Raw genomic sequence first — 26,611 nt, 5'->3', positions numbered from 1 at the left:
GGAGACGCCATGAAAGAAAAGCCCTCTGCTGAAGTCAGGCTGGATAAATGGCTGTGGGCTGCGCGCTTTTACAAAACGCGTGCGCTAGCCCGCGAAATGGTTGAAGGCGGTAAGGTGCATTACAACGGCCAGCGCAGCAAACCGAGCAAGATTGTCGAGCTGAACGCCACCCTCACCCTGCGCCAGGGAAATGACGAGCGAACGGTCATTATCAAGGCTATTACCGAGCAGCGTCGCCCGGCCACGGAAGCCGTTACGCTGTATGAAGAAACCGCGGAAAGCGTAGAAAAACGCGAAAAAGTGGCGCTGGCGCGTAAACTTAACGCGTTAACCATGCCGCACCCGGACAGGCGACCGGACAAGAAAGAGCGCCGCGACCTGTTACGATTTAAACATGGCGACAGCGAGTGACTGTCACCTGCAAGAGAGATGATTATGCCGCAACATGACCAATTACATCGTTATCTGTTTGAAAACTTTGCCGTGCGCGGCGAGCTGGTGACCGTTTCGGAAACCCTGCAACAGATCCTCGAAAATCATACTTACCCGCAGCCGGTCAAGAACGTGCTGGCTGAACTGCTGGTCGCCACCAGCCTGCTCACCGCCACGCTGAAGTTTGCCGGTGATATCACCGTACAGCTGCAGGGCGATGGTCCGCTGAGCCTGGCCGTCATTAACGGCAACAACAATCAGCAGATGCGCGGCGTGGCCCGTATGCAGGGCGATATCCCTGAAGGCGCTGATCTCAAAACGCTGGTAGGCAACGGCTACCTGGTGATCACCATTACCCCAGAAGAAGGCGAGCGCTATCAGGGCGTGGTTGGTCTGGAAGGCGACACGCTGGCCGCCTGTCTGGAAGATTACTTCATGCGTTCTGAACAGTTGCCGACACGTCTGTTTATCCGTACTGGCGACATCGATGGCAAACCCGCTGCTGGCGGGATGCTTCTGCAGGTAATGCCGGCGCAAAACGCGCAGGCAGATGATTTCGATCACCTGACAGCCCTGACCGAAACCATCAAAACTGAAGAGCTGTTAACGCTCCCGGCCAACGAAGTGCTATGGCGCTTGTACCACGAAGAAGAGGTTACTCTCTACGATCCGCAGGACGTTGAGTTCAAATGCACCTGTTCACGCGAACGCTGCGCTGGCGCACTGAAAACGCTGCCGGACGAAGAAGTGGACAGCATTCTGGCGGAAGAAGGCGAGATCGATATGCACTGCGATTACTGCGGGAGCCACTATCTGTTTAATGCCATGGACATTGCTGAGATCCGCAGCAACGCTTCCCCGGCGGACCCACAGGTACATTAATCACCACTGCCTATCCGGCCCACTATCGTCGACCGGATAGGCGTTCGCACCGCCATCCATCAAAACGCTATCTGCAACACGCTCACTCGTTGTAATAATTCATCGGCAATCGAGTGCCATTAATAGTGATATCACGCCAAACTCTGGGGGCTGAATCCAGTTGATGATTCGCCACCGCCTGCAGCAGTTTATCCTTATTGAATCCTGCAGGTAGCTGACCTGATGCGATGAGTTCCCATTTATCCTCTTTCCTGGCAAAGACCAGACTCTCACCATCGCCAAAAGCATACAGCACCTGCTCAGGCTTACCATCAGCATTGAGGTCCTGATCGACCAGGACGCATGCATCCTGCTCAACGCAGGATATAATGCGGTAGCTCTGCCCTTTGACAAACGCCCAGAAGGTCTCATCGGGTTGCCTGCTACCCGGAGCTATCATCACTTTCGGCGCTAGTTGAGTGATAGTCAGGTTCTGCATGGGATCGCGACGTCCTTGCAGCAGAGAATTTAAGTCGCGCCGACGCTTACTGTCTTGGTTAAACGCCGCATCTTTTTGTAATGCCTCCAACGCCGCACGTCCCGGTTTTCCGCTATTACCCAACATATACAGGCTGACCTGATCCGGCTTAATTTTGCCGCTATGATACCGCCCCATATGGCTGTTGACGCTGATGCGCCAGGCATCAATAACCGGCGACGACAGCAAAATCAACAGCCCTAACGCCAGCAACGACACGCAAAGAATCACCTTCCCCTGAAGCTCAAGCGAATTGCGCCCACGGCGTAAAATACTCGCCAGATAGCCAAACGACCAGAGCAGCAGCACGCAGACCACCAGCACGCCATATAAACGCTCGGGCGTCCAACCGTACTGTTGAATTCGCACCCACAGTGACCAACCGGCAATCAGCATATAGATGGGCGCGACAACCAGGGCGAATTTGATCAGGTAGCGTAACGCGGCTGGATAGGGAAGCGCCTCTTTCTGCGGCTCGCGAACGATAGCCATCAACAGCAGCAGGAGCAGCGCCAGCGTTGACATCAACCCGGCCGCAGACACCCGCTGCGAGATAGCCTCCAGGCCGGTGAAGGGTAAGGTCAGTACAAACATCAGCGCCAGCAGCGCGACCAGGGGTAACAGACCGGTGGCGATCAAAGTCAGTAACTTTTGGACCGCCGCAACCAGACGCGACTGCGTGCGGGTCAGTACCACCGCCAGTGCGGTAACCAGGCCAAAGGCCACGTAGCCAAACCAGTCGATATCAAAGAAAAGCGTGTCGAAGAAGGTAATACCAACGAGCTTAAACATCTCGCTCCATAGCAGGAGCACCATCCAGAACAGACCGTTGGCGACAAAGACAATCATTAACGTCAGCGCATTAAGCCACAAACTCGTATAAAACTGCGCATAGCGCGCCTGCTGGCGGGATGCGTGGAGCGAGTACTGAATCCATGGCAATGCCAGCATCGCCATCAGCAGTAAGCGCCAGCCGTACAAAATAAAAATATCATTTTGCCGCCACTTATCGCTGCCCTCGACTTGCCACTTTAGCCAGACGCTCATCGCCAGCACGACAACAAAGATCAGCGCCATCCAGTACCACAGCACACGTTGTTTGAAAGAGACAACGGTGAGTAAAAGCGCCGAGGAGAGAGCAATTGTCGCGGGCATGCCATAGAACAGCCAGCCGTCATTATGCGGCACCAGATATGTCATCAGCAGGTAGCACAATATCCCCTGTAACAGGCCGATAGATATCATGCCCCAGCGAGTAGTACGTGAAGTTCAACACTATCCATGTCGTCACCCAGAATGAAGAGAAAAGGTAATTATTGCATCAACTTCACAATTTTGAGCATTGATAGGCCGATCCCGGACCACTGCGACGGGAAGTGAATCGATATTGTTTATGTATGAGTTACGTTATTTTCTTACGTGAATGCGATTACACTCACAAGTTTCCCGCCAAAAACACTCTCCATTAACGTTTTAAGAACATTTTCCACAACAAAAAAGGGTTTCCTGCCATAATATCCGCCTCTTTGTGACAGGAGTCGCAGCGCATTCGGTTATCCGTGATTTTCCCGGATGCGTAAATCTATGAGCCTTGTCGCGGTTAGCAATCCCTAAAAAACCTTACTATTCCAGGTAATACATATTGGCTAAGGAGCAGTGAAATGCGTGTGAACAACAGTTTAACCCCGCAAGATCTCAAGGCTTATGGTATCAATGACGTTCAGGATATCGTTTACAATCCAGACTACGACACGCTTTTCCAGGAGGAACTTGATCCAAACCTGGAAGGTTATGAGCGTGGCGTGTTAACAAACCTGGGCGCCGTTGCCGTTGATACCGGTATCTTTACCGGACGTTCGCCAAAGGATAAGTATATTGTCCGTGACGACACCACGCGCGACACGCTCTGGTGGTCCGACAAAGGTAAAGGTAAGAACGACAACAAACCGCTCTCCCCGGAAACCTGGCAGCATCTGAAAGGATTAGTCACCCAGCAGCTTTCCGGCAAGCGTCTGTTTATCATTGATGCATTCTGCGGCGCTAACGCCGATACCCGCCTTTCCGTACGCTTCATTACCGAAGTAGCCTGGCAGGCGCATTTTGTTAAAAACATGTTCATCCGCCCAAGCGACGAAGAGCTGGTTGATTTCAAACCTGATTTCATCGTGATGAACGGCGCTAAATGCACTAACCCGCAGTGGAAAGAGCAGGGTCTGAACTCCGAAAACTTCGTGGCTTTCAATCTGACTGAGCGTATCCAGTTGATTGGTGGCACCTGGTACGGCGGCGAAATGAAGAAAGGTATGTTCTCCGTAATGAACTACCTGCTGCCGCTGAAAGGCATTGCCTCCATGCACTGCTCGGCAAACGTCGGGGAAAAAGGTGATGTGGCAGTCTTCTTTGGCCTGTCCGGTACGGGTAAAACAACGCTGTCCACCGATCCGAAACGCCGCCTGATTGGCGATGACGAACACGGCTGGGATGACGACGGCGTGTTTAACTTTGAAGGCGGTTGCTACGCGAAGACCATCAAACTGTCTAAAGATGCCGAGCCGGAAATCTACAACGCAATCCGTCGTGACGCGCTGCTGGAAAACGTCACCGTGCGCGCAGATGGTTCCATCGACTTCGACGACGGTTCCAAAACCGAAAACACCCGCGTGTCCTACCCGATTTATCACATCGATAACATCGTTAAGCCGGTGTCAAAAGCGGGTCACGCCACCAAAGTGATCTTCCTGACCGCCGACGCGTTTGGCGTGCTGCCGCCGGTCTCTCGCCTGACGGCAGACCAAACCCAGTACCACTTCCTGTCTGGCTTCACCGCCAAACTGGCCGGTACCGAACGTGGCGTCACCGAACCGACCCCAACCTTCTCAGCCTGCTTTGGCGCAGCATTCCTGTCACTGCACCCAACGCAGTACGCAGAAGTACTGGTGAAACGTATGCAGGCGGCAGGTGCGCAGGCATATCTGGTTAACACCGGCTGGAACGGTACCGGCAAGCGTATCTCTATCAAAGATACCCGCGCGATTATCGACGCTATCCTGAACGGTTCGCTGGATGACGCAGAAACGTTCCGTCTGCCGATGTTTGACCTGGCTATCCCAACCGAGCTGCCGGGCGTAGATACTCGCATTCTCGATCCGCGTAATACCTATGCTTCTCCGGAGCAGTGGCAGGAAAAAGCCAACGCACTGGCGAAACTGTTTATCGAGAACTTCGAGAAATACACCGATACCCCTGCGGGTGAAGCGCTGGTTAGCGCCGGACCGAAGCTGTAACGAAGAGTGCCGGATGGCGGTTTCGCCTTATCCGGCCTACAGCAACAAAAAGGGAGGCATTTCGCCTCCCTTTCTTATGCGTCTTTCGTGGTGCCCTGCGCGCGAGTGAAGGGAACCGGAAGCCAGGCGCGGATCGACAACCCTCCTCGTTCACTGGTGCCAATTTCCAGCATACCGTTATGGTTATCGATAATACGCTGCACAATCGCCAGACCCAGGCCCGTGCCGCTGGTACTACGCGCGCTGTCGCCGCGGACAAATGGCTGGAACAGGTGTTTACGCTGCTCCGGCTTGATGCCCGGACCATCATCTTCTACCTGGAACCAGGCGCGATGCGTCTCCGTACCGCTGCTGACCTTAATCCAGCCGTTGCCGTAACGGGCGGCGTTAACCACCATATTGGCAACCGCACGCTTGATCGACAGCGGGTGCATTTTCACCTGAATGCTGCCCGGCAGCAGCGCAGTTTCGATTTCACGTTCATAGCCGCTTTCCGCTGCGACCACTTCGCCTAACACCGAGTTCAGATCCGCCATCTCCATCGGCATCTCCTGACCGGTACGCAGATAATCGATGAACTGCTCGATAATGGCATTACACTCTTCGATGTCCTTATTGATGGATTCCGCGAGATAACCATCCTCTTCGCCCATCATTTCGGTCGCCAGACGAATACGCGTCAGCGGAGTACGTAAATCGTGGCTCACGCCCGCCATTAACAGCGTACGGTCATCGGCCAGTTGCTTCACACCCGCGGCCATATGGTTAAAGGCTCGGGTAACGGAGCGCACCTCTGAAGCGCCATACTCACGCAGCGGCGGCGGAATGATACCTTTCCCCACCTGCAGCGCTGCATGTTCAAGATCCACCAGCGGTCGGTTCTGGATACGGATAAACAGCCACGCGCCACCGATAGCCAACAGCATAATCGCCAGCGTGTAGCGGAACAGCGGTGAGAAATCGCCCTGATGGATCTCCGTCAGCGGCACGCGTACCCAGATATTGGGCGACAGCCAGGTTTTCAGCCATACGACCGGCGAGCTTTTGTTCACCTCAACGCGGACTTCCGTCGGACCGCCCAGCTGCTGCGCCATCTGATGGCTTAAGAATTCATAGTGTTGCGCCCAACGCAGTCCAGCTTCTTCAGCGGCCTCGTTGGAATAGAGGGAAATACCCAGCTCACGATAAATTTCCCGGCGGAATGCGGGCGGCACCACCAGTTGCGTACCGTCCTCCAGTTGCAGTTTATCGGTCATCAGCATACGAACTTCGTAGGCCAGGACCTTATTAAACTGCTGGAGGCTCGGCAGTATCGCGAAGTTCAGCACTACCAGGTAAGTCGTCACCAGGCTGGCAAACAGCAAGGTGACGATGAGCAATAACGTGCGGGCAAACGAACTTCGTGGCGAGAAGCGCATTCGCCTCATGCTTTAGAACCGTCCGGAACAAAGACGTAGCCGAGACCCCACACGGTCTGAATGTAGCGCGGATGCGCCGGGTCCTCTTCCACCATACGGCGCAGACGAGAAATCTGGACATCGATAGAACGCTCCATCGCCGAATATTCACGACCACGGGCCAGGTTCATCAGCTTGTCGCGGGACAGCGGCTCGCGCGGGTGGCTTACCAGCGCTTTCAGTACTGCAAATTCCCCGCTGGTGAGCGGCATTGGCTCATCTTCACGGAACATTTCACGCGTACCGAGGTTCAGTTTAAACTTACCAAAAGCAATGACCGCTTCTTCCTGAGAAGGCGCGCCCGGCAGTTCGTTCGCCTGACGACGCAGTACAGCGCGAATACGCGCCAGCAGTTCTCGCGGGTTAAACGGTTTCGGAATGTAATCGTCAGCGCCAATTTCCAGTCCAACGATACGATCGACTTCTTCACCCTTCGCCGTGACCATAATGATCGGCATCGGGTTGCTTTGACTGCGCAGGCGACGGCAAATAGACAGGCCATCTTCTCCCGGCAGCATTAAATCCAGCACCATCAGGTGAAAGGACTCACGGGTCAGCAGACGATCCATCTGCTCAGCGTTAGCGACGCTTCGAACCTGGAAGCCCTGCTCGGTCAGATAACGCTCCAGAAGCGCACGCAAGCGCATGTCGTCATCGACCACCAGAATCTTATAGTTCTCTTGCATTGTTATTACTCCCAAAGGTTCGCAACAATTAAGTGTATATTCTTAAGAAAGCTAACGTGAGTCACCAGCGAATTCTGGTATGAATTCCAGGCTAAATTGTTACAAAGCATATTAAACAGCAGCTTAAGTATACAATGTTTCTCGCAATACATTATTTATTCTGTTGATATGCTCGCGTAATACTAATTGTGCGCATCATCACAGAGTCGAAGGTAAAACAATAAGATGAAAACGCCCCTGATAACCCGCGAAGGGTATGAAAAACTCAAACAAGAGCTGAATTACCTCTGGCGTGAAGAGCGCCCGGAAGTCACTAAAAAGGTTACCTGGGCCGCAAGTCTGGGTGACCGCAGCGAAAATGCCGACTACCAGTATAATAAAAAGCGTCTGCGTGAGATCGACCGCCGTGTCCGTTATTTGACCAAGTGTATGGAGAATTTGAAAATCGTCGATTACTCCCCGCAGCAAGAGGGCAAAGTCTTCTTTGGCGCGTGGGTCGAGATTGAAAATGACGATGGCGACATCCGTAAATTCCGTATTGTCGGCTACGATGAGATCTTCGGTCGTAAAGATTACATTTCTATCGACTCACCGATGGCGCGGGCGCTGCTGAAAAAAGAGGTCGGCGATCTCGCGATAGTCAACACCCCTGGTGGTGAAGCCAGCTGGTACGTGAACGAAATTGAATACGTTAAGTGAGACCGGAACAATCCGAAGCCCCGGTAGATGACTGGCATTTTTGCCAGTCAATCCGTATAACTATCCCCTGATTTTTTATCCTATAGACGAAGCTATCCATGATGAATGATTCTTTCTGCCGCATTATCGCAGGTGAAATTCAGGCTCGTGCTGAACAGGTAGAAGCTGCCGTTCGCCTGCTTGACGAAGGGAACACCGTGCCGTTTATCGCACGTTATCGTAAGGAAATCACCGGCGGTCTGGACGATACGCAACTGCGTAATCTGGAGACCCGTCTGGGATATCTGCGTGAACTGGAAGACCGCCGTCAGGCAATCCTGAAATCTATCGGCGAGCAAGGCAAACTGACCGACGATTTGGCGAACGCGATCAACGGCACGTTAAGTAAGACCGAACTCGAAGATCTCTATCTGCCGTACAAACCTAAGCGCCGCACCCGTGGGCAGATAGCCATTGAGGCCGGACTGGAGCCGCTGGCAGATCTGCTGTGGAACGAACCGTCCCATGACCCGGAAACCGAAGCTGCAAAATATCTCAACGCCGAAAACGGCGTGGCCGATACCAAAGCCGCCCTCGATGGCGCACGCTACATTCTGATGGAGCGCTTCGCCGAAGACGCTGCGCTGCTGGCAAAAGTGCGTGATTATTTGTGGAAAAACGCCCATCTGGTTGCCGCCGTGGTTAGTGGCAAAGAAGAGGAAGGCGCTAAGTTCCGCGATTACTTCGATCACCACGAACCTATTTCTACCGTTCCATCCCACCGTGCGCTGGCCATGTTCCGTGGTCGTAACGAAGGCGTGTTGCAGCTTTCACTAAATGCCGATCCGCAATTCGATGAGCCGCCAAAAGAGAGCCACGGCGAGCAGATTATCCAGGATCACCTGGGACTGCGCCTGAACAACGCCCCCGCTGACAGCTGGCGTAAAGGCGTTGTTAGCTGGACGTGGCGCATCAAAGTGCTGATGCACCTTGAAACTGAGCTGATGGGTACCGTACGTGAACGTGCGGAAGATGAAGCGATCAACGTCTTTGCCCGTAACCTGCATGACCTACTGATGGCCGCCCCGGCCGGGCTGCGCGCCACAATGGGTCTCGATCCGGGACTGCGTACCGGCGTAAAAGTGGCGGTGGTTGACGGTACCGGCAAGCTGGTCGCGACCGACACTATTTATCCGCATACCGGCCAGGCAGCCAAAGCCGCCGTTGCCGTGGCGGCGTTGTGTGAAAAATACAACGTTGAGCTGGTCGCGATTGGTAACGGCACGGCGTCGCGCGAAACCGAGCGTTTCTTCCTCGACGTGCAGAAACAATTCCCGAAAGTGACCGCGCAGAAAGTGATTGTCAGCGAAGCCGGGGCATCGGTTTACTCTGCTTCCGAGCTGGCGGCGCTGGAGTTCCCGGATCTCGACGTTTCACTGCGTGGCGCGGTGTCTATCGCCCGTCGTTTGCAGGATCCGTTGGCGGAGCTGGTGAAAATCGATCCGAAATCTATCGGCGTGGGCCAGTATCAGCACGATGTAAGCCAGACGCAGCTGGCGCGCAAGCTGGATGCGGTGGTGGAAGACTGCGTGAATGCCGTCGGCGTCGATCTGAATACCGCTTCCGTGCCGCTGCTGACCCGCGTTGCTGGCCTGACGCGCATGATGGCGCAAAACATCGTCGCCTGGCGCGATGAGAACGGTCAGTTTCAGAACCGTCAGCAACTGCTAAAAGTTAGCCGCCTGGGGCCAAAAGCCTTTGAACAGTGCGCGGGCTTCCTGCGTATCAACCATGGCGATAACCCACTGGATGCTTCTACCGTTCACCCGGAAGCTTATCCGATTGTGGAACGCATTCTGGCCGCAACCGAGCAATCGCTGCGTGACCTGATGGGCAACAGCAACGAACTACGCAATCTGAAAGCAGCCGATTTTACCGACGAACGCTTCGGGGTGCCGACCGTCACCGACATCATCAAAGAGCTGGAAAAACCGGGCCGCGACCCGCGTCCTGAATTTAAAACCGCGCAGTTTGCTGATGGCGTAGAAACCATGAACGATCTGCTGCCGGGAATGATTCTGGAAGGGGCAGTCACTAACGTCACGAACTTCGGCGCGTTTGTTGATATTGGCGTTCATCAGGATGGTCTGGTGCATATCTCTTCATTGTCGAATAAGTTCGTCGAAGATCCACACACCGTGGTGAAAGCGGGCGACATTGTGAAGGTGAAAGTGCTGGAAGTTGACCTGCAACGTAAGCGTATCGCACTGACCATGCGTCTGGACGAGCAGCCGGGTGAAACCAATGCGCGTCGCGGCGGCGGGAATAACGATCGCACTCAAAGCAATCGCCCGGCACCAAAAGCCGCGAAACCTCGTGGTCGTGACGCACAGCCTGCGGGTAACAGCGCCATGATGGATGCGCTGGCGGCGGCAATGGGTAAAAAACGCTAGTGTAACTTTTGTGCCGGATGGGGGGGTAACCTCCTTATCCGGCTAACTTGTCGCAATTAATTTGTAAGCCGGATAACACGCGTGAGCGTCGCCATCCGGCATATTTAGTCTATTTCCCGCTTTCTACCGCCATATATTTATCACTTCATTAACAGATGAAACCTTAATTAAACATTAAGATCCTCACTAATTATTTCCGTGAATCATTCGTTCTCAACCAGAATAAATATTGAGGAATATCAAAATTGGCGCAAATTATTATCCAATTGTACATTCCGTCACATTTATTCTATTGATGATAGAAACCATTCTCATTATCATTGATCTGTTGATTATTTACTCTTTCCTTACGTTGGCTAATCATCTGGCCTCATGCCGCCTTGCCGCCCCATGAGGTAATCATCCAGTTAGCGAGATATAAGTAGGTCCCTATGCAATTCACTCCTGACAGTGCGTGGAAAATTACCGGTTTTGCTCGTGAAATCAGCCCGGCTTATCGTCAGAAACTGTTGTCACTTGGCATGCTACCCGGCTCCTCTTTCAACGTGGTACGCGTCGCCCCACTCGGCGATCCTATCCATATCGAAACGCGTCGCGTAAGTCTGGTATTGCGTAAGAAAGATCTGGCGTTATTAGAAGTGGAAGCGGTTTCCTGTTAATACAGTGAGTCTATAAAAATGAAAAAACTAACCATTGGTTTAATTGGCAATCCTAATTCCGGCAAGACTACTTTATTCAACCAGCTTACCGGCGCACGCCAGCGTGTAGGCAACTGGGCTGGCGTTACCGTTGAGCGTAAAGAAGGTCATTTCGCAACGACGGACCACCAGGTCACGCTGGTTGATTTACCCGGCACCTATTCTCTGACGACAATCTCATCCCAGACCTCTCTCGATGAGCAGATCGCCTGTCACTACATTTTAAGCGGCGACGCGGATCTCTTGATCAACGTGGTCGATGCTTCAAACCTTGAACGCAACCTCTACCTGACGTTGCAACTGCTTGAGCTGGGCATCCCCTGCATCGTCGCGTTGAATATGCTGGATATTGCCGAGAAGCAGCAAATCCGTATTGATATCGATGCCCTCTCCGCTCGCCTTGGTTGCCCGGTGGTTCCGCTGGTATCCACCCGCGCCCGCGGCATTGAAGCGCTAAAGCTGGCTATCGATCGCTACAAAGAAAACGACACCGTCGAGCTGGTTCATTATGCCCAGCCGCTGCTGCAGGAAGCGGATTCCCTCGCCGATGCGATGGCCAAAGATATGCCGTTAAAACAGCGTCGCTGGCTAGGCCTGCAGATGCTGGAAGGCGATATCTACAGCCGGGCCTACGCGGGTGATGCCGCGCAAAACCTTGATGCCGCCATTGCACGTCTGAGCGAGACAATGGACGATCCGGCACTGCATATCGCCGATGCGCGCTATCAGTGCATTGCCGCTATCTGCGATACCGTCAGCAACACCCTGACGGCAGAGCCGAGCCGCTTCACCACCGCAGTAGATAAAATCGTCCTCAACCGCTTCCTCGGGCTGCCGATTTTCCTGTTCGTGATGTACCTGATGTTCCTGCTCGCCATCAACATTGGCGGCGCGCTGCAACCGTTGTTTGACGTCGGCTCCGTAGCGCTCTTTATCCATGGTATTCAGTGGATTGGCTACTCGCTGCACTTCCCGGACTGGCTCACGATCTTTTTGGCGCAAGGTCTTGGCGGCGGGATTAACACCGTGCTGCCACTGGTACCGCAAATCGGCATGATGTACCTGTTCCTCTCCTTCCTTGAAGACTCCGGTTACATGGCGCGCGCCGCGTTTGTAATGGACCGTCTGATGCAGGCGCTGGGACTACCGGGCAAATCGTTTGTCCCGCTGATCGTCGGCTTTGGCTGTAACGTACCGTCAGTGATGGGCGCACGTACGCTGGACGCCCCGCGTGAACGTCTGATGACTATCATGATGGCACCGTTTATGTCCTGTGGCGCTCGCCTGGCGATTTTCGCCGTCTTTGCCGCAGCGTTCTTTGGTCAGAACGGTGCGCTGGCGGTCTTCTCACTGTACGTACTGGGTATCGTTATGGCGGTATTGACCGGTCTGATGCTCAAACACACCATCATGCGTGGCGAAGCAACGCCGTTCGTGATGGAGCTACCGGTGTACCACGTGCCGCACATTAAGAGTCTGATTATTCAGACCTGGCAACGCCTGAAAGGCTTCGTTCTGCGTGCGGGTAAAGTCATCATCATCGTCAGCATTTTCCTCAGCGCGTTTAACAGTTTCTCGCTGAGCGGAAAAATCGTCGACAACATCAACGACTCTGCTCTGGCTTCCGTCAGCCGCGTAATCACGCCGGTCTTCAAGCCGATTGGCGTTCACGAAGATAACTGGCAGGCAACCGTAGGTCTGTTCACCGGCGCGATGGCGAAAGAAGTGGTTGTCGGTACGCTGAACACGCTCTATACCGCAGAAAACATTCAGGAAGAAGAGTTCAACCCGGCAGATTTCCACCTCGGTGACGAGCTGCTCGGTGCGGTAGATGAGACCTGGCAAAGCCTGAAAGACACCTTCAGCCTGAGCGTACTGGCTAACCCTATTGAAGCCAGCAAGGGCGACGGTGAAATGGCTACGGGTGCAATGGGCGTGATGGGCGAAAAATTTGGCAGTGCTGCCGCCGCTTACAGCTACCTGATTTTCGTGCTGCTGTATGTGCCGTGTATTTCGGTAATGGGCGCTATTGCACGTGAATCCAGCCGTGGCTGGATGAGCTTCTCGATTCTGTGGGGCCTGAACATCGCCTACTCTCTGTCGACGCTGTTTTATCAGGCGGTCAGCTACAAAGAGCACCCGACCTACAGCCTGGTGTGCATTTTAGCTGTCATCCTGTTTAACATTGTGTTGCTGGGCCTGCTGCGTCGAGCTCGCAGTCGCGTGGATCTCGCACTGCTGGCGACCAACAGGACGGCAAGCTCCTGCTGTTCCAGCACCACTGGCGACTGCCACTAAGGTTATCGACAATGGCATCGCTTATTCAGGTTCGTGATTTATTGGCTTTGCGGGGACGCATGGAGGCAACTCAAATTAGCCACACGCTGCACACCCCGCAGCCCATGATTGACGCCATGCTGAATCAGTTAGAAAAGATGGGTAAAGCGGTGCGGATTCAGGACGATGCCGACGGGTGTCTTTCCGGAAGCTGCAAGAGTTGTCCGGAAGGTAAAGCCTGCCTGCGCGAGTGGTGGGCTTTGCGCTAGTTCGATGCCGGATGGCGCTACGCTTCCGGTCTAAAAATGACTGCAAACGTCCTGGCCGGATAAAGCTTTTATGCTGATATCCGGCTTTTTGCGTAATGGATTCCACAAAGATGTCTCTGTTTCAGCAAAGCAGATCTATCCTCCAGCCTGTCGCGCATCGTTATCAACTCGTGAATGATTACTGGCGACCAGGGAAGTAGAGTCTCGTCATCTTGTTTCTCAGGTGACGGATCGCCATGAATACTGACACGACTGCTACGCCGCATGACGCGATTTTTAAAACGTTCTTAAACCACCCTGCTACCGCACGCGACTTTCTTCGGCTCCATCTTCCAGCCTCTTTGCAAAAACTGTGCGATCTGAACACGCTACAACTGGAATCGGGCAGCTTTATTGAGGACGATTTGCGCGCGTACTATTCCGATGTGCTGTGGTCATTAAAAACCCGCGAAGGCGATGGCTATATTTACACCATCATTGAGCATCAGAGCACTGCCGATGCCCATATGGCATTTCGGCTGATGCGTTATGCCATTGCGGTCATGCATCGTCATTTGGCTGCAGGTCACAAGAAACTTCCGCTGGTGATACCCATGCTTTTTTATCATGGCGCGGCCAGCCCATACCCCTACTCACTCTGCTGGCTGGACGAATTTGACGACCCAAAGGCCGCCAGACAACTTTATACCGCAGCGTTTCCACTGATCGATATCACCGTGGTTCCCGATGACGAGATCATGCAGCATCGCCAGATGGCGCTATTGGAACTCATCCAAAAACATATTCGTAAACGCGATTTGATGGGGCTGGTAGAAAAACTGGCCATCCTGCTTATTAAAGGACACGCTAATGACAGCCAGTTGAAAGCCTTGTTTAATTATCTAATGCAGGTCGGGGACACCGCACATTTTACCGAGTTTCTTCATGAGGTCGCCGAACGTTTACCCCAACATAAGGAAAAGTTGATGACTATCGCCGAAAGATTACGACAAGAAGGGCATCTTAATGGTCTTCAGGAAGGTCATATGAAAGGGTTACAAGAGGGGTTACAAACGGGCTTGCAACAAGGTAAACGAGAGGAAGCTTTACGTATTGCATCAACCCTGCAGGCTGATGGTATCGACCCGCTGACCATCTTCAGAATTACCGGACTGACCGCTGAGGATCTGGCTACGCGTAGCCATTAATCTCAAGCCCGGTAAGCGTGGCTCTACCGGGCAACACAACAGATTTATAAGCGTTTTTTTAACGCCACCAGCGCTGCGCAGAACTCTGCAGGATGCGAGATAAACGGTGCATGCGCCGCTTTAGCAAATATCAACGACTCGCTATGCGGCCACAGGGCATCGAGCATTGGGACCACTTTGCGCGGAACCAGTCCATCGAGATAGCCGTACAACCGCAGAAAAGGCATGTCCACAGCGCACAGAGGCTCACGCAGATCGACCGTTTTCAGGATCTCCAGTCCGCCATTGAGCACCTCGACCTTCGGCATGGGTAACGCCAGCACTGTTTTCTTCAGTGCTCGCGCATCCTGACGCGCAGTGTCCGTGCCCATCGTCTGCAACGCCAGAAAACGTTCCACCGTACGCTGGAAATCTTCGCTCAACTGCTGCTGGAAACCTGCCAGCACTTCTGGCTTGATACCCGGCCACTCGTCGCGCGCGCTAAAGCAAGGGGAAGACGCCACGGTCACCAGCGCCTGAACACGTTCAGGATGGGTTAACGCCACCTGGCTTGCGACCAGCCCGCCCAGACTCCAGCCAAGCCAGATGGCTTTCTCCGGTGCCTGTTTTAATACCCGCTCAGCCATCTCTTCCAGCGACATTGCGCCGACCCCCTGGCTGCGACCAAATCCCGGTAAGTCGACAAGATGCAGCGTGAAATGCGAACTCAATTCCTCGCTTATGCAATGCCACACTTGCGCATTCAGTCCCCATCCGTGCAGCAGCACAAGATGGCAATTTCCCGAACCCTGGGTCTGCCACCAGATGTCATTCATCAGTTATTGTTCTCTTTTAGCCTGAAAGGATGCTTCTATGCTAACAGTACCGGGATTGTGCTGGCTATGCCGAATGCCCCTGACGTTAGGGCATTGGGGGATCTGTTCAGTCTGCACACGGGCAACGCATCAGCACGTCAGCCGGTGTCCTCAATGTGGACTCCCTGCCGCACATACCGTCGTTCCCTGCGGGCGCTGTCTGCAAAAACCACCGCCGTGGCAGCGACTGGTTACCGTCAGCGACTATGCTCCGCCATTGAGCGGGCTTATCCACCAGCTCAAGTTTTCCCGACGTGGCGAAATGGCCCCCGCTCTTTCACGCTTGCTGTTGCTGGAGGTATTACAGGCCCGGCGCGTCAGCGGTCTTCCTCTGCCGGACAGGCTCGTCAGCGTCCCGCTCTGGCAACGTCGGCACTGGCGCAGAGGGTTTAATCAGAGCGACTTACTGTGTCGTCCCCTGGCACGCTGGCTGGGTTGCGACTGGGACAGCCGGGCCATCACGCGGGTTCGGGCAACCGCCACACAGCACCATCTCAGCGCCCGATTACGTAAACGTAACCTGAAAAACGCCTTTCGCCTTGAATTGCCAGTGCAGGGACTCCATATGGTCATTGTGGATGATGTCGTCACTACCGGAAGTACCGTCGCGGAAATCGCGCAGCTGCTTTTACGCAACGGCGCGGCGACTGTCCAGGTATGGTGCCTGTGTCGAACCTTGTAGAGCCTCGATGATGGGCGTATTATAACCAAGTAAAATAGTCAACTATTAGGCCATTACTATGATCCATATTTCCGATGCTGCACAAGCGCACTTTGCCAAACTGCTGGCAAATCAGGAAGAAGGGACACAAATCCGCGTATTTGTGATTAATCCCGGCACGCCTAACGCTGAATGCGGCGTTTCTTATTGTCCGCCGGACGCCGTGGAAGCAACCGACACCGCCATTAAATTTGACCTGCTGACCGCATATGTTGATGAACTGAGCGCACCGTATCTGGAAGATGCAGAAATCGATTTCGTTACCGACCAGTTAGGCTCCCAGCTGACCCTGAAAGCACCAAACGCCAAAATGCGTAAAGTTGCCGATGATGCGCCGCTGATGGAACGCGTGGAGTACATGCTGCAATCGCAGATCAACCCACAGCTGGCAGGTCACGGTGGTCGCGTCTCTCTGATGGAAATCACCGATGAAGGCTACGCTATTCTGCAGTTTGGCGGCGGATGTAACGGCTGTTCAATGGTGGATGTAACGCTGAAAGAAGGTATCGAGAAACAGCTGCTGGCTGAATTCCCTGAACTGAAAGGCGTTCGCGATTTAACCGAACACCAGCGCGGCGAGCACTCTTACTACTAACGCCTCAACCTGTAGAGTTTCCGTAGGCCCGTTAAGACGCATCCGCGCCGCCATCGGGCATTGATGCCGGATGGCAGCGTAATCGCTTTATCCGGCCTACAACCTTGCATTTTTCCGCATATTTCCTGCAACAATCCCCCTCATAATTTGACCAGCCTCTCATAATTTAAATTTTGCCTGCCCAGGTGATTTTCAAGCGCCGCATGTTACCCGTATCATTCGCATCAGCACCTAACACACACATAACAGCCAGCTAAACTGATTAGTTTTGAAGGCAACCAGCATTGGTGCTGAGAATGCTCTGTTCCCGGTCGGGACAATCGGAATTTGTCATTTAAACACTGACGTTACCCATAACAAAGTAAAGGCCAGGTAAATCATGCCATTAGTCATCGTTGCTATCGGTGTAATCTTGTTACTCCTCCTGATGATCCGTTTCAAAATGAACGGTTTCATCGCTCTCGTCCTGGTGGCGCTTGCTGTCGGATTGATGCAAGGGATGCCACTGGATAAAGTCATCGGTTCGATTAAAGCCGGCGTCGGCGGAACCCTTGGCAGCCTCGCCCTGATTATGGGTTTTGGCGCCATGCTGGGCAAAATGCTGGCGGACTGCGGCGGCGCACAGCGCATCGCAACCACCCTGATTGCTAAATTCGGCAAAAAACATATTCAGTGGGCGGTGGTATTAACCGGCTTCACCGTCGGTTTTGCCCTGTTCTACGAAGTCGGCTTCGTGCTGATGCTGCCGCTGGTGTTCACCATCGCCGCTGCTGCCAACATCCCGCTGCTGTATGTTGGCGTGCCGATGGCTGCTGCGCTGTCCGTAACTCACGGCTTCCTGCCGCCGCACCCAGGCCCGACCGCTATTGCCACCATTTTCCATGCAGATATGGGTAAAACCCTGCTGTTTGGTACGATTCTGGCAATCCCGACCGTTATTCTCGCCGGTCCGGTGTACGCTCGCTTCCTGAAAGGCATCGATAAGCCAATCCCGGAAGGTCTGTACAGCGCGAAAACGTTTACCGAAGAAGAGATGCCTGGCTTTGGCGTCAGCGTCTGGACCTCCCTGGTACCGGTTATCCTGATGGCGATGCGCGCCGTAGCGGAGATGATTCTGCCAAAAGGCCACGCTTTCCTGACGGTGGCAGAATTCCTGGGTGACCCGGTCATGGCAACGCTTATCGCGGTGCTGATTGCGATGTTCACTTTTGGTCTGAACCGTGGACGTTCGATGGATCAGATCAACGACACGCTGGTGTCCTCCATCAAAATCATCGCGATGATGCTGTTGATCATTGGTGGTGGCGGTGCCTTCAAACAGGTCCTGGTGGATAGCGGCGTGGACAAGTACATCGCGTCAATGATGCACGGTTCAAACGTTTCTCCGCTGCTGATGGCATGGTCTATCGCTGCGGTACTGCGTATCGCACTGGGCTCCGCAACCGTTGCAGCGATCACCGCTGGTGGGATTGTGGCACCGCTGATTGCAACGACCGGCGTAAGCCCTGAGCTAATGGTTATTGCGGTTGGTTCCGGTTCCGTCATTTTCTCCCACGTGAACGATCCAGGCTTCTGGTTGTTCAAGGAGTACTTCAACTTGACCATCGGTGAAACCATCAAGTCATGGTCAATGCTGGAAACCATTATCTCCGTCTGCGGTCTGGTAGGGTGTCTGCTGCTGGGTATGGTGGTCTGATAAAACTGTGCCGGGTGGCGCTTCGCTTACCCGGCCTACCTGCTATCACCCTAATAAAGCCGGGGAAATCCCCGGCTTTATTACTTCTTCTTCGCGGCCGCTTTTCGGCGCTTATCCAAATCCTTAATCAGCTTGTTCACACCGTCATCAGCAAACATCTGCTCCAGCGTGGCGGTGAGCTTACGCCGCCAGTTTTTGTACTGGTCGCTGGTCCCGGGAATATTGACCGGCTCAGCCATATCCAGCCAGTCTTCCGGTTGCAGGCCCAACAGCGCACTGTTGCTGTCAGCGATGTAGCGTTGCATGCCGCGATTAAGAATCGGCGTCATCGACATCAGTGACGCCTTGTGACCAGCACGTTTTGGCAGGCACCCGTATTTGTGCAGTGCGTCCAGCAGCCCCTGTTTCGCCAGTTCTCTGTCCTGATACAGCCCACGCAGCACGACTTCATCCGGGTACAGACCCAGCGCCTTACCCAGCGTCAGATCGCCGCTATCCCAATAACCTTTAAGCGTAGGAAGGTCATGCGTCGCCGCGACTGCCATTGATTGTTCCGGGTACGCTTTCGGCGCGCGGAAGTTTTTCTCATGGTCATTCTCAAAATAAAGCACTTTGTAGGAGTACACGCCGCTGTCACGCAGCTTGCTGACGATCTCTACCGGCACAGTCCCCAGATCTTCACCAATTACCATGCAGTGATGACGTTTACTTTCCAGCGCCAGAATTGAAAGCAGATCGTCGACCGGATAATGCACGTAGGCGCCGTGATCGGCAGTTTCGCCGTAAGGGATCCACCACAGACGCAGCATCGACATAACATGGTCGATACGCAACGCACCGCAGTTCTGCATATTGGCACGCAGCAGTTCGATAAACGGTTCGTAAGCGCGTGCCGTGATGATATGCGGATCCATCGGCGGCAATCCCCAGTTTTGCCCGAGCGGACCGAGAATATCCGGCGGTGCGCCAACCGAGGCTTTCAGGCAATACAACTCGCGGTCGCACCAGGTTTCCGCCCCGCCTTCGGCCACGCCGACAGCCAGATCGCGATATAATCCAATCGGCATCGCAAAGCCCTGGCTGGTTTTCCAGCAATCAGCAAACTGGGTATACGCCAGCCACTGCAACCACAGGTAGAAATCCACTTCATCACGATTCTCTTCGCAAAAGCGTTTTACCTCTGGCGAATCCACCGACTGGAAAGCTTGCGGCCACACCGGCCAGCCCCAGCGCAGTGCGTCCTCTTTCACCTGATGCGCATGCAGTGCATCAAAGGCCGCCTGCCAGTACAGGCTATCCCCTTCCTGAATCACAAACTGGCGAAATGCCGCCATCTGCTCATCGTCACGTGCAGAGAAGCTTTTCCATGCCATACGCAGCGCTGTCATCTTCAATGCGGTAACGGCAGAATAATCAACCCACTCGGTATCACGCGCGCGTTGCAGAGCTTGCTGAGTCGCGGGTTTCTGCCACCAGGCCTGCGCCTCTTTACTCAGGCGAAAATCGTCTACTGCGTTCACATCTATATAAATAACGTTCAACCAGCGGCGTGACGACGGGCTGTACGGACTGGCACTCTCCGGGTTCGCCGGATACAGCGCGTGAATCGGATTCAGGCCGATAAACGCGCCGCCGCGTTGCGCCACATCCACCAGCATGGCACGGAGATCGCCAAAGTCGCCAATCCCCCAGTTTTTTTCTGAACGCAGGGTATAGAGCTGAACGCATGCGCCCCACAGCTTCTGCCCGGCTAACAGAGCCTGCGGCTCATAGCAGCGTTTCGGCGCGACGATGATGCGGCAATGGGTACGCAACTCCCCCTGGGTGAGGGTAATCGTGTGATACCCTTCCGGCAGCTTCGCCGGAAGGTTGAACGATTTACCGCCGACGGCATGCCCTTTGTGCTGCACGCCCTCTTCGGTGGTCAGCAGCCAGGTAAACTCTCCGCGTCCCTCAACTGCCAGCGGCATTTTCTTACCAGCGGTATAAACCATGACATTCGGCACCGGGGTCACCGCCACCTGAGCGGTGGCGGTGGAGCGATGCATAGCGTCAAGCAAACGCCGCTTGGTTTCGACGCCAATAGACTGCGGTTTACCGTGGGCATTAATGTAATTGGGGCTGATCCCCGCCGCCAACGCGGCATTATCCAGACGTTTGCTTTCCATCGCGATTCCTTAACGTTTCGCCTGCCAGATACGAGTCTGATAATCGCGGATGGAGCGATCCGAACTGAACATGCCGCAACGCGCGGTATTCAGTATCGCCGCCCGGGTCCAGGCTTCCTGGTCACGATACAACACGTCAACCTGCTTCTGGGCTTCAACATAGGCCGCGAAGTCCGCCATTAACAGATACGGGTCACCGCCCTGCTTGCCGATACTGTGCAGCATCTGGTCGAAGGCATGTTTATCGCCGTCGCTGTACTTCCCGCTTTCCAGCTCTTTCAGAACAGCATCCAGCACTTTATCTTTCTTACGCCATTTCACCGGGTCGTACCCTTTGGCCTTGAGCGCCTTCACCTCTTCCACGGTATGACCAAAGATAAAGATATTCTCGTCACCTACCTTCTCGGCGATTTCGACGTTTGCGCCATCCAGCGTACCGACGGTTAACGCACCGTTCAGCGCCAGCTTCATGTTACCGGTGCCGGAAGCCTCTTTCCCTGCGGTGGAGATTTGCTCAGAGATATCCGCCGCTGGGATCAACATTTCCGCCGCCGAGACACAATAATCCGGCAGGAATACGACCTTCAGCTTGTCGCCCACTTGCGGGTCGTTATTGATGGTTTCTGCAACCTTGTTAATGGCGAAGATGATATTTTTCGCCAGGTAGTAACCCGGAGCGGCTTTCGCGCCAAACAGGAATACGCGCGGCACGCGATCGGCCTGCGGGTTCTCACGGATTTCTTTGTATAACGCCAGAATATGCAGCAGGTTGAGGTGCTGACGCTTGTACTCATGCAGGCGTTTAATCTGAATATCAAAGAGAGCGTTTGTCGTTATCTCAATACCGGTACGCGCTTTAATAAACTTCACCAGACGCGCTTTGTTCGCCAGCTTGATGTCACGATACTGCTGACGAAACTTCGCGTCGTCGGCGTATTTTTCCAGGTTAATCAACTGATCGAGGTCGTTGGCCCACTCTTTTTTCAGCGATTTATCCAGCAGCGCGGCAAGTGCCGGGTTGCACTGCTTAATCCAGCGACGCGGAGTAATCCCGTTAGTGACGTTATGGAATTTGTTCGGCCAGAGCTGATGATATTCCGGGAACAGATCCTTCACCACCAAATCGGAGTGCAGCGCCGCCACGCCGTTAACCGCAAAGCCGCTGACCACGCACATGTTGGCCATACGCACCTGTTTGTTGTGCACCACCGCCAGCTTCGCCCAAACTTCAGCGTCACCCGGCCAGGTTTTATCGACCAGCTTCTTAAAGCGGTCATTAATCTCTTTGATGATTTGCATATGGCGCGGCAGTAGTGCTTTCACCAGCTTCTCGTCCCAGCACTCCAGCGCCTCTGGCATCAAAGTGTGGTTGGTATAAGCAAAGGTCTTACTGGTAATAGCCCACGCATCGTCCCAGCTCATCTGGTGCTCATCAATCAGCACACGCAGTAGCTCAGGGATGGCGATGGTCGGGTGAGTATCGTTGAGCTGAATCACCTCAAAATCAGCCAGCTCATGCAGTTTACGCCCTGCCAGATGATGGCGGCGCAGAATGTCAGCTACGGAGCAAGCGCACTGGAAGTATTGCTGCATCAGGCGCAGCTTTTTACCCGCGGTGTGGTTGTCGTTCGGGTACAGCACTTTGGTCAGTTTTTCAGCGTCGATGCCCTGCTGCTCTGCGCGCAGGAAATCGCCGTCATTAAATTTGGTCAGGTTAAACGGATGCGCGTGGCTGGCCTGCCACAGACGCAGCGGTTGCGCCACGCCGTTACGGTAGCCGAGAACCGGTAGATCCCAGGCCTGGCCGGTGATAACAAACCCCGGCTCCCAGTGCCCTTCTTTGGTGACCTTGCCGCCAATCCCTACTTGCACATCCAGTGCCTCGTTGTGACGGAACCACGGATAGCTGCCGCGATGCCAGTCATCCGGGGCTTCCATCTGCTGCCCATCGGCAAATGACTGACGGAACAGGCCGTACTGGTAGTTGAGACCATAGCCCGTCGCAGATTGACCGACTGTCGCCATCGAATCAAGGAAGCAGGCCGCCAGGCGCCCCAATCCACCATTACCCAGCGCCGGGTCGATCTCTTCTTCCAGCAGGTCGGTCAGGTTGACGTCATGCGCTTTCAGCTCATCGCTCACCGCCTGATACCAGCCGAGATTGAGTAAGTTGTTGCCGGTCAGACGGCCAATCAAAAACTCCATCGAGATGTAGTTAACATGGCGCTGATTTTTTGCCGGCTTCGCCGCAGGCTGGGCGCTGAGTAACTCAGCCAACGCCCCACTCACTGCCTGCCACCTCTGGCGCGACGTCATTTCTTGAGCCGACAGTAAACCGAAGCGCTGCCACTGACGCGTCAGGGCAGCCTGAAATTGATCTTTGTTGAAAGTAGGCTGTGACATAGGGGTTCCAGATCCTTAGGTAATAAAACAACGTTATCGCTAGTTTGCCAGGCTCGTTGTTGACCTTCCTCATCCTGGCACGGATTAGGCAGGGAGGAGGAGCGGGGATGAGCATAAAAGTGTGATCGCTGCCACTTAAAGAGGGTGTTATCGCCCGTAAATTCGCGTAAGTCCGGCATAACGTCCCTGTAATGCCCAACGGACGACGCATTAATAACAAGAGATAAATCGACAATATCAAATAGAGGGGTGACGATGGGAAACAATCTGTAAACAGAGAAATAGTTTCTAACCTGAAATATCCAAGGTGGATAAGATAATTCACATAAAACTTTTAAGTCGGCCACAAAATTCGGCTCTTTACATTAAGCAACTGAGTAACCTTATAAAAAGGGAGGTATTTTTCGGCTCAGCCAAAATACCGACGGATCCAGTCGCCACGCCTGTTGTGACTCTTTAAAGCAATTAATGTAATAGATGTTTAGATTTGTGACATAGTGCAAAATCAGACACACAAAAAGTCCGCTTAGCTTGCATAAAACACTAATCTGGCCGACCTTATATCTATTAATTACGAAGCGCAAAAAAAATCATTTTTCCCCATTTTCACACAGTGAAGTGACTAACTTATGTTGATTCCGTCTAAATTAAGTCGTCCGGTTCGACTCGACCATACGGTGGTTCGTGAGCGCCTGTTGGCTAAACTTTCCGGCGCGAACAATTTCAGGCTTGCCCTGATAACAAGTCCTGCTGGTTATGGAAAAACGACGTTGGTTTCACAATGGGCAGCGGGGAAGAACGAATTAGGCTGGTACTCTCTGGATGAAGGCGATAATCAGCAAGAGCGCTTTGCCAGCTATCTGATCGCCGCTATCCAGCAGGCAACCGGTGGACACTGCACCACCAGCGAAGCGATGGTGCAAAAGCGCCAATACGCTAGCCTGACGTCACTGTTTGCGCAGCTATTTATTGAACTGGCCGAGTGGCACCGCCCGCTCTACCTGGTAGTGGATGATTATCATCTCATCTCCAATCCGGCAATTCACGAAGCGATGCGTTTCTTCCTGCGTCATCAGCCTGAGAACCTCACGCTGGTCGTGCTGTCGCGCAACCTGCCGCAGTTGGGTATTGCCAACCTGCGAGTACGCGATCAGTTGCTGGAGATAGGCAGCCAACAGCTGGCGTTTAACCACCAGGAAGCCAAACAATTTTTCGATCGACGTTTGTCCTCGCCTATCGAAGCGGCAGAAAGCAGCCGGATGTGCGATGACGTTGCTGGCTGGGCCACGGCGTTACAGCTGATTGCCCTCTCCGCCCGCCAGAACAACCACTCTGCACACCAGTCCGCACGCCGCCTCGCCGGGATCAACGCCAGCCATCTGTCCGATTATCTGGTTGATGAAGTGCTGGACAGCGTCGACCTCGGCACCCGTCATTTCCTGCTGAAAAGCGCCATTCTGCGCTCAATGAACGACGCACTGATCGTCCGGGTCACCGGGGAAAAAAACGGCCAGATGCGGCTGGAGGAGATTGAGCGCCAGGGATTATTCTTGCAGCGGATGGATGACGTCGGGGAGTGGTTCAGCTATCACCCGCTGTTTGGCAGCTTTTTACGCCAGCGCTGTCAGTGGGAGCTGGCAAGCGAACTGCCCGAAATACACCGCGCCGCCGCTGAAAGCTGGATGGCGCAAGGTTTCCCCAGCGAAGCTATCCACCACGCGCTGGCGGCAGGCGACGCGCATATGCTACGCGATATCCTGCTTAACCATGCGTGGGGACTGTTTAACCACAGCGAACTGACATTACTGGAAGAGTCGCTGAAAGCCCTGCCGTGGGAAAGTCTGCTGGAAAATCCGCGTCTGGTTCTGCTGCAAGCCTGGCTGATGCAAAGCCAGCACCGCTACGGCGAGGTTAATACCCTGCTGGCACGCGCTGAGCAGGAAATGAAAGGCGACATGGAACCGACGCTGCACGCCGAATTTAACGCCCTGCGTGCGCAGGTCGCGATTAACGACGGCAATCCTGACGAAGCCGAGCGCCTGGCAAAGCTGGCGCTGGATGAGTTACCCATCGCCTGGTTCTATAGCCGTATCGTCGCCACCTCGGTACATGGTGAAGTCCTGCACTGTAAGGGCGATCTCACGCGTTCTCTGGCGTTGATGCAGCAAACCGAGCAAATGGCGCGCCACCATGACGTCTGGCATTACGCACTGTGGAGTTTAATCCAGCAAAGCGAAATTTTGTTTGCCCAGGGCTTTTTACAGGCCGCCTGGGAGACTCAGGAAAAAGCGTTTCAGCTGATCAAAGAGCAGCATCTGGAACAGTTGCCGATGCACGAGTTCCTGGTGCGTATTCGCGCGCAGCTGCTGTGGGCATGGGCGCGCCTGGACGAATCGGAAGCGTCTGCCCGCTCGGGTATTGAACTGCTTTCCACATTCCAGCCGCAGCAACAGCTACAGTGCCTGGCGCTGCTGATTCAATGTTCGCTGGCCCGGGGGGATCTGGATAATGCGCGTAGCCTGCTCAACCGCCTGGAAAACCTGCTGGGTAACGGTCACTATCACAGTGACTGGATCTCGAACGCCGATAAGGTACGGGTGATTTACTGGCAAATGGTGGGCGACAAAAACTCGGCCGCCAACTGGCTGCGCCACACGCCGAAACCGGAATTCGCCAATAACCACTTTCTGCAAAGCCAGTGGCGCAACATCGCCCGCGCGCAGATCCTGCTGGGCGAGTTTGAACCGGCTGAGATTGTGCTGGAAGAGTTGAATGAAAATGCGCGCAATCTGCGCCTGATGAGCGATCTGAACCGTAACCTGCTGCTGCTTAATCAGCTCTACTGGCAGGCAGGACGCAAAAATGACGCACAGCGCGTGTTACTCGACGCGCTGCAGCTGGCGAACCGCACCGGATTTATCAGTCACTTTGTCATTGAAGGTGAGGCCATGGCGCAGCAACTGCGTCAGCTGATTCAGCTCAATACCTTACCGGAACTCGATCAGCACCGCGCCCAGCGTATTTTGCGTGAAATTAACCAGCATCACCGCCATAAATTCGCCCACTTCGATGAAGGGTTCGTTGAGCGTCTGCTTACTCACCCGGAAGTACCGGAGCTTATCCGCACCAGCCCGCTGACCCAGCGCGAATGGCAGGTTCTGGGACTGATTTATTCGGGCTACAGCAACGAGCAGATCGCCGGAGAATTAGCCGTCGCGGCAACGACCATCAAGACGCACATCCGCAATTTGTATCAAAAGCTCGGCGTCGCACACCGCCAGGATGCGGTGCAACATGCGCAGAAACTGCTGAAAATGATGGGGTATGGGGTTTAGTTAATGCCTGATACGCTAC

Annotated in this window: 19 protein-coding genes; 13 read left to right on the top strand and 6 right to left on the bottom strand. The window is 54.1% G+C overall.

Annotated features, from left to right (window positions below; all coding sequences use genetic code 11):
- Positions 1 to 9: 9 nt before the first annotated feature.
- Positions 10 to 411, top strand: a complete 402-nt coding sequence (hslR, locus tag HV345_RS01540) for a ribosome-associated heat shock protein Hsp15 (protein ID WP_016157639.1) — start codon at positions 10 to 12, stop codon at positions 409 to 411.
- A 24-nt stretch (positions 412 to 435) separates the two neighbouring features.
- Entirely contained in the window at positions 436 to 1,314 is an 879-nt protein-coding gene (gene hslO, locus HV345_RS01535) for an Hsp33 family molecular chaperone HslO (RefSeq protein WP_053388958.1), read from the top strand.
- Between the two features lie 82 nt (positions 1,315 to 1,396).
- On the opposite strand, the gene HV345_RS01530 is transcribed toward hslO, so the two are convergent.
- Positions 1,397 to 3,076 (bottom strand): DUF4153 domain-containing protein, encoded by a 1,680-nt coding sequence (locus HV345_RS01530; protein WP_181636184.1) that lies wholly within the window; start codon positions 3,074 to 3,076, stop codon positions 1,397 to 1,399.
- A 416-nt stretch (positions 3,077 to 3,492) separates the two neighbouring features.
- Between HV345_RS01530 and pckA the strand changes: the two genes are divergently transcribed.
- Complete coding sequence (gene pckA, locus HV345_RS01525) at positions 3,493 to 5,115, top strand: phosphoenolpyruvate carboxykinase (ATP) (protein WP_016154801.1); 1,623 nt, start codon at positions 3,493 to 3,495, stop codon at positions 5,113 to 5,115.
- Between the two features lie 74 nt (positions 5,116 to 5,189).
- Here pckA and envZ read toward each other — a convergent pair whose 3' ends face one another.
- Both envZ and ompR read right to left on the bottom strand, forming a co-directional pair.
- Positions 5,190 to 6,542, bottom strand: coding sequence for a two-component system sensor histidine kinase EnvZ (envZ, locus tag HV345_RS01520; protein ID WP_006687412.1), 1,353 nt, complete (start codon positions 6,540 to 6,542; stop codon positions 5,190 to 5,192).
- Positions 6,539 to 7,258 carry a two-component system response regulator OmpR gene (gene ompR, locus HV345_RS01515; RefSeq protein WP_001157751.1) on the bottom strand — a complete coding sequence of 240 codons (720 nt, stop codon included), beginning with the start codon at positions 7,256 to 7,258 and terminating at the stop codon, positions 6,539 to 6,541. The genes envZ and ompR overlap by 4 nt, the downstream gene beginning before the upstream one ends.
- A gap of 225 nt (positions 7,259 to 7,483) precedes the next feature.
- Here ompR and greB point away from each other — a divergent pair, with 225 nt between their 5' ends.
- From greB to HV345_RS01485, 6 genes are all read left to right on the top strand, one after another.
- Positions 7,484 to 7,957: a transcription elongation factor GreB gene (gene greB / locus HV345_RS01510; protein WP_016154802.1), complete on the top strand. Its 474-nt coding sequence runs from the start codon at positions 7,484 to 7,486 to the stop codon at positions 7,955 to 7,957.
- A gap of 98 nt (positions 7,958 to 8,055) precedes the next feature.
- Positions 8,056 to 10,389, top strand: coding sequence for a Tex family protein (locus tag HV345_RS01505; RefSeq protein ID WP_016154803.1), 2,334 nt, complete (start codon positions 8,056 to 8,058; stop codon positions 10,387 to 10,389).
- A gap of 431 nt (positions 10,390 to 10,820) precedes the next feature.
- A complete protein-coding gene (gene feoA / locus HV345_RS01500; protein WP_003023519.1) occupies positions 10,821 to 11,048 on the top strand; it encodes a ferrous iron transporter A in 228 nt (75 codons plus the stop codon).
- A gap of 18 nt (positions 11,049 to 11,066) precedes the next feature.
- Positions 11,067 to 13,385, top strand: coding sequence for a Fe(2+) transporter permease subunit FeoB (gene feoB, locus HV345_RS01495; protein WP_047415964.1), 2,319 nt, complete (start codon positions 11,067 to 11,069; stop codon positions 13,383 to 13,385).
- An 11-nt stretch (positions 13,386 to 13,396) separates the two neighbouring features.
- On the top strand, positions 13,397 to 13,633 hold the full coding sequence (gene feoC / locus HV345_RS01490) for a [Fe-S]-dependent transcriptional repressor FeoC (RefSeq protein WP_047358169.1): 237 nt from the start codon (positions 13,397 to 13,399) through the stop codon (positions 13,631 to 13,633).
- A 236-nt stretch (positions 13,634 to 13,869) separates the two neighbouring features.
- Positions 13,870 to 14,820 carry an Rpn family recombination-promoting nuclease/putative transposase gene (locus HV345_RS01485; protein WP_181636183.1) on the top strand — a complete coding sequence of 317 codons (951 nt, stop codon included), beginning with the start codon at positions 13,870 to 13,872 and terminating at the stop codon, positions 14,818 to 14,820.
- A gap of 44 nt (positions 14,821 to 14,864) precedes the next feature.
- Here the strand turns inward: HV345_RS01485 and bioH are convergent, their stop codons facing one another.
- Complete coding sequence (bioH, locus tag HV345_RS01480) at positions 14,865 to 15,635, bottom strand: pimeloyl-ACP methyl ester esterase BioH (RefSeq protein WP_181636182.1); 771 nt, start codon at positions 15,633 to 15,635, stop codon at positions 14,865 to 14,867.
- A 37-nt stretch (positions 15,636 to 15,672) separates the two neighbouring features.
- Here bioH and gntX point away from each other — a divergent pair, with 37 nt between their 5' ends.
- The 3 genes from gntX to gntT all read left to right on the top strand — a co-directional run bounded on the left by gntX (position 15,673) and on the right by gntT (position 18,686).
- Entirely contained in the window at positions 15,673 to 16,356 is a 684-nt protein-coding gene (gene gntX, locus HV345_RS01475) for a DNA utilization protein GntX (protein ID WP_016154807.1), read from the top strand.
- Between the two features lie 58 nt (positions 16,357 to 16,414).
- On the top strand, positions 16,415 to 16,990 hold the full coding sequence (gene nfuA, locus HV345_RS01470; protein WP_003023509.1) for a Fe-S biogenesis protein NfuA: 576 nt from the start codon (positions 16,415 to 16,417) through the stop codon (positions 16,988 to 16,990).
- Between the two features lie 379 nt (positions 16,991 to 17,369).
- Positions 17,370 to 18,686: a gluconate transporter gene (gene gntT, locus HV345_RS01465; protein ID WP_003023507.1), complete on the top strand. Its 1,317-nt coding sequence runs from the start codon at positions 17,370 to 17,372 to the stop codon at positions 18,684 to 18,686.
- Positions 18,687 to 18,766: 80 nt separating this feature from the next.
- On the opposite strand, the gene malQ is transcribed toward gntT, so the two are convergent.
- Positions 18,767 to 20,854, bottom strand: coding sequence for a 4-alpha-glucanotransferase (gene malQ, locus HV345_RS01460; RefSeq protein WP_181636181.1), 2,088 nt, complete (start codon positions 20,852 to 20,854; stop codon positions 18,767 to 18,769).
- 9 nt (positions 20,855 to 20,863) lie between these two features.
- On the bottom strand, positions 20,864 to 23,257 hold the full coding sequence (malP, locus tag HV345_RS01455) for a maltodextrin phosphorylase (protein ID WP_181636180.1): 2,394 nt from the start codon (positions 23,255 to 23,257) through the stop codon (positions 20,864 to 20,866).
- A gap of 629 nt (positions 23,258 to 23,886) precedes the next feature.
- Here malP and malT point away from each other — a divergent pair.
- On the top strand, positions 23,887 to 26,592 hold the full coding sequence (gene malT, locus HV345_RS01450; RefSeq protein ID WP_181636179.1) for an HTH-type transcriptional regulator MalT: 2,706 nt from the start codon (positions 23,887 to 23,889) through the stop codon (positions 26,590 to 26,592).
- The last annotated feature ends 19 nt before the right edge of the window (positions 26,593 to 26,611 follow it).

This window comes from Citrobacter sp. RHBSTW-00986, from assembly GCF_013783065.1.
GTDB lineage: Bacteria > Pseudomonadota > Gammaproteobacteria > Enterobacterales > Enterobacteriaceae > Citrobacter > Citrobacter braakii.
This window is presented reverse-complemented; position numbering and strand designations above follow the sequence as displayed.

Bases quoted from the DNA above. Each gene is read 5' to 3' on its own strand.
- malP (WP_181636180.1), bottom strand. From the start codon at position 23,257: ATGTCACAGCCTACTTTCAACAAAGATCAATTTCAGGCTGCCCTGACG.
- hslO (WP_053388958.1), top strand. From the start codon at position 436: ATGCCGCAACATGACCAATTACATCGTTATCTGTTTGAAAACTTTGCC.
- hslR (WP_016157639.1), top strand. From the start codon at position 10: ATGAAAGAAAAGCCCTCTGCTGAAGTCAGGCTGGATAAATGGCTGTGG.
- HV345_RS01505 (WP_016154803.1), top strand. From the start codon at position 8,056: ATGATGAATGATTCTTTCTGCCGCATTATCGCAGGTGAAATTCAGGCT.
- ompR (WP_001157751.1), bottom strand. From the start codon at position 7,258: ATGCAAGAGAACTATAAGATTCTGGTGGTCGATGACGACATGCGCTTG.
- feoA (WP_003023519.1), top strand. From the start codon at position 10,821: ATGCAATTCACTCCTGACAGTGCGTGGAAAATTACCGGTTTTGCTCGT.
- gntX (WP_016154807.1), top strand. From the start codon at position 15,673: ATGCTAACAGTACCGGGATTGTGCTGGCTATGCCGAATGCCCCTGACG.
- pckA (WP_016154801.1), top strand. From the start codon at position 3,493: ATGCGTGTGAACAACAGTTTAACCCCGCAAGATCTCAAGGCTTATGGT.
- HV345_RS01530 (WP_181636184.1), bottom strand. From the start codon at position 3,076: ATGATATCTATCGGCCTGTTACAGGGGATATTGTGCTACCTGCTGATG.
- feoB (WP_047415964.1), top strand. From the start codon at position 11,067: ATGAAAAAACTAACCATTGGTTTAATTGGCAATCCTAATTCCGGCAAG.
- gntT (WP_003023507.1), top strand. From the start codon at position 17,370: ATGCCATTAGTCATCGTTGCTATCGGTGTAATCTTGTTACTCCTCCTG.
- nfuA (WP_003023509.1), top strand. From the start codon at position 16,415: ATGATCCATATTTCCGATGCTGCACAAGCGCACTTTGCCAAACTGCTG.
- malQ (WP_181636181.1), bottom strand. From the start codon at position 20,854: ATGGAAAGCAAACGTCTGGATAATGCCGCGTTGGCGGCGGGGATCAGC.
- feoC (WP_047358169.1), top strand. From the start codon at position 13,397: ATGGCATCGCTTATTCAGGTTCGTGATTTATTGGCTTTGCGGGGACGC.
- bioH (WP_181636182.1), bottom strand. From the start codon at position 15,635: ATGAATGACATCTGGTGGCAGACCCAGGGTTCGGGAAATTGCCATCTT.
- envZ (WP_006687412.1), bottom strand. From the start codon at position 6,542: ATGAGGCGAATGCGCTTCTCGCCACGAAGTTCGTTTGCCCGCACGTTA.
- greB (WP_016154802.1), top strand. From the start codon at position 7,484: ATGAAAACGCCCCTGATAACCCGCGAAGGGTATGAAAAACTCAAACAA.
- malT (WP_181636179.1), top strand. From the start codon at position 23,887: ATGTTGATTCCGTCTAAATTAAGTCGTCCGGTTCGACTCGACCATACG.
- HV345_RS01485 (WP_181636183.1), top strand. From the start codon at position 13,870: ATGAATACTGACACGACTGCTACGCCGCATGACGCGATTTTTAAAACG.